The organism is Streptomyces sp. NPDC058964, assembly GCF_042741275.1.
GTDB lineage: Bacteria > Actinomycetota > Actinomycetes > Streptomycetales > Streptomycetaceae > Streptomyces.
The window spans coordinates 1-7,439 of the sequence record NZ_JBHYKH010000454.1; the positions used below are offsets into that span (position 1 = coordinate 1).

Here is a 7,439-nt window from a genome sequence, read left to right on the forward strand (position 1 = left end):
CGGGGGGGTCTGTTCTTTTTACACCCCAGCGGGGTGACCGCATGGCGGGGCCCCGGGGAGGGGGTGCCGCGGGCGCGCCCGTCGTTTCCGGCCGCGGGGGCCGTCAGCCGGTGTTGCGCAGGCCCGCGGCGACTCCGTTGACGGTGAGGAGCAGGGCGCGGGACAGGAGCGGGTCGGGTTCCTCGCCCGCGGCGGCGGCGTCGCGCTGGCGCTTGAGGAGGGTGACCTGGAGGTAGGAGATCGGGTCGAGGTAGGCGTCGCGGATGGTGAAGGTCCGCTTGAGGCCGGGCTGGGCGGCGAGGAGTTCCTTTTCGCCGGTGATGCGCAGGACCTCGTTGACGGTGAGCTCGTGTTCGGTGCGGATGGTGTCGAAGACGTGCTTGAGGTCGTCGGGGACGAGGGTGTCGACGTAGTGGCCGGCGATCCGCAGGTCGGTCTTGGCCAGGGTCATCTCGACGTTGGAGATGAAGTTGCGGAAGAAGTGCCACTGGCCGTGCATCTCGTCGAGGACGGTGTCCAGACCGGCCTCGCGCAGTGCCTTCAGGCCGGAGCCGACGCCGAACCAGCCGGGGACGATCTGCCGGGACTGGGTCCAGCCGAACACCCAGGGAATGGCGCGCAGTCCGTCGAGCCCGGCTCCGGAGTCGGGCCGGCGCGACGGCCGTGAGCCGAGGTGCAGGTCGGCGAGCTGGTCGACGGGTGTGGAGGCGAAGAAGTAGGCGGGCAGGTCGGGGTCCTCGACGAGCCGGCGGTAGGCGGCGTGGGCGGCGTCGGAGACGACGTCCATTGCGGCGTCCCAGCGGGCGAGGGCCTCGACGGACTGGCGGGGTGCGGTGTGCAGGGCGGAGGCCTGCAGGGTGGCCGCGACCGTGAGTTCCAGGTTCTCCCGGGCCAGGGAGGGGATCAGGTACTTGTCGGAGATGACCTCGCCCTGCTCGGTCACCTTGATCTCGCCCTCCAGGGTGCCCCAGGGCTGGGCGAGGATGGCGTCGTGGGAGGGGCCGCCGCCGCGGCCGACGGTGCCGCCGCGGCCGTGGAAGAGGCGCAGGCGGACGCCGTAGCGGTGGGCGACGTCGCGCAGGCGGCGCTGGGCGCGGTGGATCTCCCACTGGCTGGTGGTGATGCCGCCGAACTTGGAGGAGTCGGAGTAGCCGAGCATGACCTCCTGGACGTCTCCGCGCAGCGCGACCAGGCGCCGGTAGGAGGGGTCGGAGAGCATGTCCTCCAGGATGGTGTCGGCGGCCTTGAGCTCGTCGGTGGTCTCCAGGAGCGGCACGATGCCGATCTTGGCCCAGCCGGCGTGCAGGTCGATGAGTCCGGCCTCGCGGGCGAGTACGGCCGCGGCGAAGACGTCGTCGGCGCCCTGGCACATGGAGATGATGTAGGACTCGATGACCTCGGGGCCGAAGATCTCCAGAGCCTTCTTGACGGTCAGGAACACGCCGAGGGTCTTCTCGCCGGCCGCGTCGACGGGGGCCGGGGTGGGCGCGAGGGGCCTGCGGGAGCGGAGTTCCTTCGCGAGGAGCCTGGCGCGGTACTCGCGAGGCATGTCGGCGTAGCGCCAGGACTCCTCGCCGAGGCGGTCGAAGAGCTGGCCGAGGGCGTGGTGGTGGGCGTCCGCGTGTTCGCGTACGTCCATGGTGGCGAGCTGGAGGCCGAAGGCGGCCAGGGTGCGGATGATGCGGGCCAGGCGGCCGTCGGCGAAGAGTCCGCCGCGGTGTTCGCGCAGGGAGGTCTGGATGATCCGCAGGTCCTGGAGGAGTTCGGCGGTGCCGAGGTAGTCGCGGCCCGCTTGGTGCGGGGTGCCCTTGGCGAGGCGCTGCTTGGTGTTGGCGAGCTTCTGCCGGATGCAGGTGGCCTTGAGCCGGTAGGGCTCCTCGGCGTTGAGCCGCTTGTAGCGGGGGCTGATTTCGGGCAGCAGCTCGAGGTCGGCGCGCAGGGACTCCAGGAGTTCCTCGGTGGCACCGGTGTAGCGGATGGACTGGGACAGCAGGCCGCGCAGTTCGTCGATCATCTCCGTGGCGTCGTTGATGCCGTGTTCGTGCTGGAGGATGAGGACGTCCCAGGTCACGTTGGGGGTGACGTTGGGGTTGCCGTCGCGGTCGCCGCCGATCCAGGTGCCGAAGGTGAGGGGACGGGTGTCGTCGGGGAGGTGGACGCCGACGCGTTCGAGTTCCGCGGTGAGGTCCTCGAGGACGTCGCCGACGGCGTTGGCGTGGAGTTCGTCGAGGTAGTAGATCGCGTTGCGGGCCTCGTCGGCGGGTTCGGGGCGTACGACGCGCAGTTCGTCGGTCTGCCAGACGAGGTCGATGTTCTCGGCCAGGCGGATGTCGTGGCGGCGGCGGTCGGCCTCGATGACGGGGGTCTCGAGGAGTACGGCGATGCGCCGGAGCTTGTTGAGGACCGAACGGCGTGCGGCCTCGGTGGGGTGGGCGGTGAAGACCGGGCGGACGTTGAGGTGCCGGACGGTCTGCCGCAGGTGCTCGGGGTCGGCGTCCTTGAGGCGGTCGGCGGTACGGGCGAGGAGGCCGCCCTCCGCCGCGCGCCGGGCGCGCAGTTCGCGGCCGCGGTGGACCTGTTCGGTGACGTTGGCGAGGTGGAAGTAGGTGGAGAAGGCGCGGACCAGCTTGGCCGCGGTCTCCAGTTCGGTGCCCCGCAGCAGCTCGGCGGCGGCTTCTCCGTCCTCGCGGGTGAGACGGCGGACCTTCTCGACGAGCTCGAGGAGCTCGGGTCCCTCCTGTCGGACGAGGGACTCGCCCAGGAGGTCACCCAGTCGCCTGATGTCGGCGCGCAGCTCACTGCTGGTCGTGGTGGTCTGGTCGTCGGCACTGCTCACAGGTGCGGCTCCTTGCAGTGTTGAAGCTCGTCTGGGAGGGAACCCGGTGTCTGCCGAGCGGCAGGTGCCGCATACGGGCCGGACATCCGGGAAGAAAACAGAGCGGACCGCGCTGTCCGACCGACTCCAAGGATAGGTGTCCATGCGGACGCGCTGACTCACGGGCTCTTGCCGCCGGACGGCGCGCTGCCATACTTACGACGCCGTAGGTTACGTAACCGTAGGAAGTCCTGCCGGAGTCCCGTCCGGTTCCGACTGCTCGGCACCGGTTTCAACCCTCGACCCCACAGGGGACGCCCATGACCACGAGTTCCGATGTCATCGACGACGCCCCGAAGGCGAACGACAACTCACTCCTCTCCGCCACGCTGGGCGGCGAGCAGAAGCGCTCGGTCGAGCAGATCACCCTGCTGCTGTTCATCACGGTGCCGTTCCTCGCGCTGGTGGCGGCGCTGCCGCTGGCCTGGGGCTGGGGGGTGAGCTGGCTCGACCTGGGCCTCATGGTCTTCTTCTACTTCCTGGGCTGCCACGGCATCACGATCGGCTTCCACCGCTACTTCACCCACGGTTCGTTCAAGGCCAAGCGGCCTCTGAGGATCGCTTTGGCGATCATGGGTTCGCTGGCGGTCGAGGGTCCCCTGGTGCGCTGGGTCGCCGACCACCGCAAGCATCACAAGTTCTCGGACGCGGAGGGCGACCCGCACTCTCCGTGGCGGTTCGGTGAGACCGTTCCGGCTCTGATCAAGGGCCTGTGGTGGGCGCACATCGGCTGGATGTTCGACGAGGAGCAGACGCCGCAGGACAAGTACGCGCCGGATCTGATCAAGGACCGGGCGATCCGGACGATCTCCCGGCATTTCGTGCTGTGGACGGCGGTGTCCTTGCTGCTGCCGCCGCTGATCGGCGGTCTGGTGACGATGTCCTGGTGGGGCGCGTTCACCGCGTTCTTCTGGGGTTCACTCGTACGGGTGGCGCTGCTGCACCATGTGACGTGGTCGATCAATTCGATCTGTCACGCGGTGGGCAAGCGGCCGTTCAAGTCCCGCGACCGTTCGGGGAACGTGTGGTGGCTGGCGGTGCTGTCGTGCGGTGAGTCGTGGCACAACCTGCACCACGCGGATCCCACGTCGGCGCGGCACGGTGTGGAGCGGGGTCAGGTGGACTCGTCGGCGCGGATCATCCGCTGGTTCGAGCTGCTCGGCTGGGCGTACGACGTGCGCTGGCCGTCACGCTCGCGTATCGATTCGCGCCGTAACACCGGTGAAGACGGCTCCGGGAGAGGGGCGGAGGCCGCGAAGGCGGCATGATTGACGCCGTGGCGACCGACTCCAGCACCCCCAGCACCGACAAGCCGCGGCGAGCGCGCCGCACCCGTATGACCGGTGCCGAGCGCCGCCAGCAGTTGCTGGAGATCGGTCGCACCCTGTTTGCCGCGAAGGGTTTCGAAGGCACGTCGGTGGAGGAGATCGCGGCGAAGGCCGGGGTGTCCAAGCCGGTGGTGTACGAGCACTTCGGCGGCAAGGAAGGCCTGTACGCGGTGGTGGTGGACCGCGAGATGCGGCGCCTGCTGGACATGGTGACGAGTTCCCTCACCGCCGGTCACCCCCGCGAGCTGTGCGAACAGGCGGCGTTCGCGCTGCTGGACTACATCGAGGAGTACACGGACGGTTTCCGGATCCTGGTCCGTGACTCGCCCATCCCGCAGTCGACGGGTTCCTTCGCGTCCCTGATCTCGGACATCGCCACCCAGGTGGAGGACATCCTGGGCCGCGAGTTCAAGAGCCGGGGCTTCGACCCGAAGCTGGCGCCGCTGTACGCGCAGGCCCTGGTCGGCATGGTGGCGCTGACCGGTCAGTGGTGGCTGGACGTGCGCCGTCCGAAGAAGGCGGAGGTCGCGGCGCACCTGGTGAATCTGGCGTGGCACGGGCTGGACGGGCTGGAGCAGAAGCCTCGGCTGATAGGTCACCGGAAGAGCTGAGCCGTCCGGGGCGGCAGGGGGCTTGAGGGGCTCGATCCCCCGTTGTGGTGACCTTTGTCGGTTCCGGCGACTACCGTGGGTATTCAGGCCGAAGAATCCCGCTCGTGGGAGGAATCACCATGACTGCCGGGCCGAGCAGCGCACACGACTCCGAGCCCGGCATCCACCTGCCCGTGCCGCCACCCGAGGGCTTCACAGTCGACGACCTGTTCACGCTGCCGGACCTCCCGCCGCACACCGAGTTGATCGACGGGAGCTTGGTCTTCGTGAGTCCGCAGCGGGATTTCCACAGCATCATGATCGACCTGCTGGTAGCCGGCCTGCGCCGTGTGGTCCCCAGTGGCCTGAAGGTGCGTCGCGAGATGACCGTCGTCCTCGATCGCCGCAACGCGCCTGAACCCGACATCAGTGTCGTGCGTGCGGATGCCTTCACCGGACGCGAGCAGGCCGGTATCGCTCCGAGGACCTCGTACTTGCTGTTGAGGTCGTCTCCCCGGACTCCGAAGCCCGGGACCGTGACTACAAGCCCCTGAAATACGCGGCCGCCGGTATCCCGCACTTCTGGCTGGTCGAGATGGCCGAAGGCAATCAGCACCCGGTGGTCAGGACCTACGAGCTGGACCCGGCCGAGAAGGCCTACGAGCTCACTGGTATCCACCACGACAAGCTCGACCTCTCGGCGCCGTTCGACATGGACATCGACATCACCTCTGGTGCGCTCGACGAGCTGTGACCGGCTCCAGGAACTCCAGCCGATTCCCCACCGGATCCTCCGAGTAGAAGCGGCGGTGGCCCGGGAGGCTGTCGTCCCAGATCACCGGCGCCGCCCCTGCGGCCAGCCGGGCCGCGTACGTCTCGATGTCCGTCACCCGCAGCCCTGGGTGGGCCTTCTTCGCGGGCCGGAAGTCCTGCTCGATGCCCAGGTGGAGCTGCACGGAGCCCGCCTCGAACCAGCAGCCGCCGCGTGCCGCGAGCGCCGGCGGTTTGGGAAGTTCCGTCATGCCGAGGACGTCGACGTAGTACGTACGCAGCAGGTTCTCGGAGCCGGGCGGGGCGGCGAGCTGGACATGGTCGACGGCGGCGAGCATCAGGCGGCCTTCCGTGCGACGGCGAACAGGCGGCGGAAGGGGAGCACGGTGCCGTACGGGGCGCTCGGGTACGCGTCCCGCAGCAGGTCCCGGTACTCGGCCACGAAGGCGTCCCTCGCTTCGGGGTCGTCGGCGAGCGCGGTGAGCGCGGGGCGCAGTCCGGTGCCCTTGACCCACTCGAGGACGGGGTCCTCGCCCTCCAGGACGTGGAAGTAGGTGGTCTGCCACACGTCGGCGGCGCAGCCGAGGCGGGCGAGCCGGTCGAGGTAGGCGCCGGGGGTGTGCACGGAGTCCTCGGGGCGCAGGACGTCGGCGAGGCGGCCCTTCCAGCGGGCGGTGGCGGCGAGTTCGCGCATCAGGGCGTGCAGCGGGGCATCGATGTTGTCGGGGACCTGGAAGGCGAAGGTGCCGCCGGGTGTGAGCGCCTCGATCCAGTCGGTGAAGCGGTCGGCGTGGGCGGGTACCCAGTGGAGGGTGGCGCTGCTGACGATCAGGTCGTGCGGTTCCGCGGGGGTCCAGGTCCGTGCGTCGGCCTCGGCGAAGTCCAGGCGGCCGCCGCCCGTCGTGGGGCCCTCGTGATCGGCGTGAGCCCTGTCGAGCATCGCGGGCGAGTTGTCGTAGCCGGTGATGTGCGCGGTGGGCCAGCGTTCGGCGAGCAGGGCGGTGACGTTGCCGGGACCGCAGCCGAGGTCGGCGATGCGGGGCGGGTCGCCGGGCAGGCCGGGGATCCGGGCGAGGAGGTCGGCGAAGGGGCGGGCGCGGTGGCCGGCGTGGCGGAGGTACTGGGCGGGGTCCCAGGTCGGTTTGGTCATGTCCTCCACTCTCCCCCCACACTTATCTTGATGTCAAGAAACTCGACATCAAGAGACTTCATGTCGACACAACCACTACACTGATCGTCATGGAGGACGAGGTCGATCGGCTGGTCGCTGCGTGGCGCCGGGAGCGCCCGGACCTCGACGTGGAACCGCTCGAAGTGCTCAGCCGGGTGAGCAGGCTGGCCCGGCACCTGGACCGGGCGCGCCGGCTCGCCTTCTCCGAGCACCAGCTGGAGCCCTGGGAGTTCGACGTCCTGACCGCGCTCCGGCGCGCGGGAACCCCGTACCAGCTCTCGCCGGGGCAGCTGCTGACGCAGACCCTCGTCACCTCGGGCACGATGACGAACCGGATCGACCGCCTGGCGAAGAAAGGCCTGGTGGAACGGCTGCCCGACCCGAGCGACCGGCGCGGCGTGCTGGTGCGCCTGACGGACGAGGGCCGCGACCGCGCCGACCAGGCCCTGGCCGGCCTGCTGGACCAGGAACGGGCGATCCTCGCGGAGCTCTCCCGCGCCCAGCGCGGCGAACTGGCCGCGCTGCTGCGCCAGCTGACCGCCCCGTTCGACAACATCCCCGGCTGAGACCCCGCCGGGCGCGTCATGCCGGAGCCGCGGGGGGGGGGGGGGGGGCGGGGCCCCCCCCCCCCCCCCCGGCCCGGGGGGGGGGGGGGGGGGGGCCCGTGGGCCCCCCCCCCGGGGGGGGATAGAGAACACTCACGG

General features: G+C 70.0%; 6 protein-coding genes and 1 pseudogene. 4 read left to right on the forward strand and 3 right to left on the reverse strand.

Annotated elements, in window-relative coordinates:
- Window positions 1-103 precede the first annotated feature (103 nt).
- Window positions 104-2,836, reverse strand: coding sequence for a phosphoenolpyruvate carboxylase (ppc, locus tag ACFW2E_RS36670; protein WP_384473295.1), 2,733 nt, complete (start codon window positions 2,834-2,836; stop codon window positions 104-106).
- A gap of 299 nt (window positions 2,837-3,135) precedes the next feature.
- On the opposite strand from ppc, the gene ACFW2E_RS36675 reads away from it, so the two are divergent.
- The 3 genes and pseudogenes from ACFW2E_RS36675 (at window position 3,136) to ACFW2E_RS36685 (ending at window position 5,547) form a co-directional block, all read left to right on the forward strand.
- Window positions 3,136-4,143, forward strand: a complete 1,008-nt coding sequence (locus ACFW2E_RS36675; RefSeq protein WP_384473298.1) for an acyl-CoA desaturase — start codon at window positions 3,136-3,138, stop codon at window positions 4,141-4,143.
- A complete protein-coding gene (locus ACFW2E_RS36680) occupies window positions 4,140-4,814 on the forward strand; it encodes a TetR family transcriptional regulator (RefSeq protein WP_384473301.1) in 675 nt (224 codons plus the stop codon). The genes ACFW2E_RS36675 and ACFW2E_RS36680 overlap by 4 nt, the downstream gene beginning before the upstream one ends.
- A gap of 119 nt (window positions 4,815-4,933) precedes the next feature.
- A pseudogene (locus ACFW2E_RS36685) lies at window positions 4,934-5,547 on the forward strand (Uma2 family endonuclease).
- On the opposite strand, the gene ACFW2E_RS36690 reads toward ACFW2E_RS36685, so the two are convergent.
- Complete coding sequence (locus ACFW2E_RS36690) at window positions 5,519-5,902, reverse strand: glyoxalase (RefSeq protein WP_384473304.1); 384 nt, start codon at window positions 5,900-5,902, stop codon at window positions 5,519-5,521. The pseudogene ACFW2E_RS36685 and the gene ACFW2E_RS36690 sit on opposite strands and share 29 nt — an antisense overlap.
- Entirely contained in the window at window positions 5,902-6,714 is an 813-nt protein-coding gene (locus tag ACFW2E_RS36695; protein WP_384473306.1) for a trans-aconitate 2-methyltransferase, read from the reverse strand. Before ACFW2E_RS36695 ends, ACFW2E_RS36690 begins: the two co-directional genes overlap by 1 nt.
- Before the next feature lie 89 nt (window positions 6,715-6,803).
- On the opposite strand from ACFW2E_RS36695, the gene tamR reads away from it, so the two are divergent.
- Complete coding sequence (tamR, locus tag ACFW2E_RS36700; RefSeq protein WP_116150630.1) at window positions 6,804-7,301, forward strand: MarR family transcriptional regulator TamR; 498 nt, start codon at window positions 6,804-6,806, stop codon at window positions 7,299-7,301.
- The last annotated feature ends 138 nt before the right edge of the window (window positions 7,302-7,439 follow it).

Coding starts and splice junctions, on each gene's coding strand:
- ACFW2E_RS36675 (WP_384473298.1), top strand. CDS start 3,136: ATGACCACGAGTTCCGATGTCATCGACGACGCCCCGAAGGCGAACGAC.
- ACFW2E_RS36680 (WP_384473301.1), top strand. CDS start 4,140: ATGATTGACGCCGTGGCGACCGACTCCAGCACCCCCAGCACCGACAAG.
- ACFW2E_RS36690 (WP_384473304.1), bottom strand. CDS start 5,902: ATGCTCGCCGCCGTCGACCATGTCCAGCTCGCCGCCCCGCCCGGCTCC.
- ACFW2E_RS36695 (WP_384473306.1), bottom strand. CDS start 6,714: ATGACCAAACCGACCTGGGACCCCGCCCAGTACCTCCGCCACGCCGGC.
- tamR (WP_116150630.1), top strand. CDS start 6,804: ATGGAGGACGAGGTCGATCGGCTGGTCGCTGCGTGGCGCCGGGAGCGC.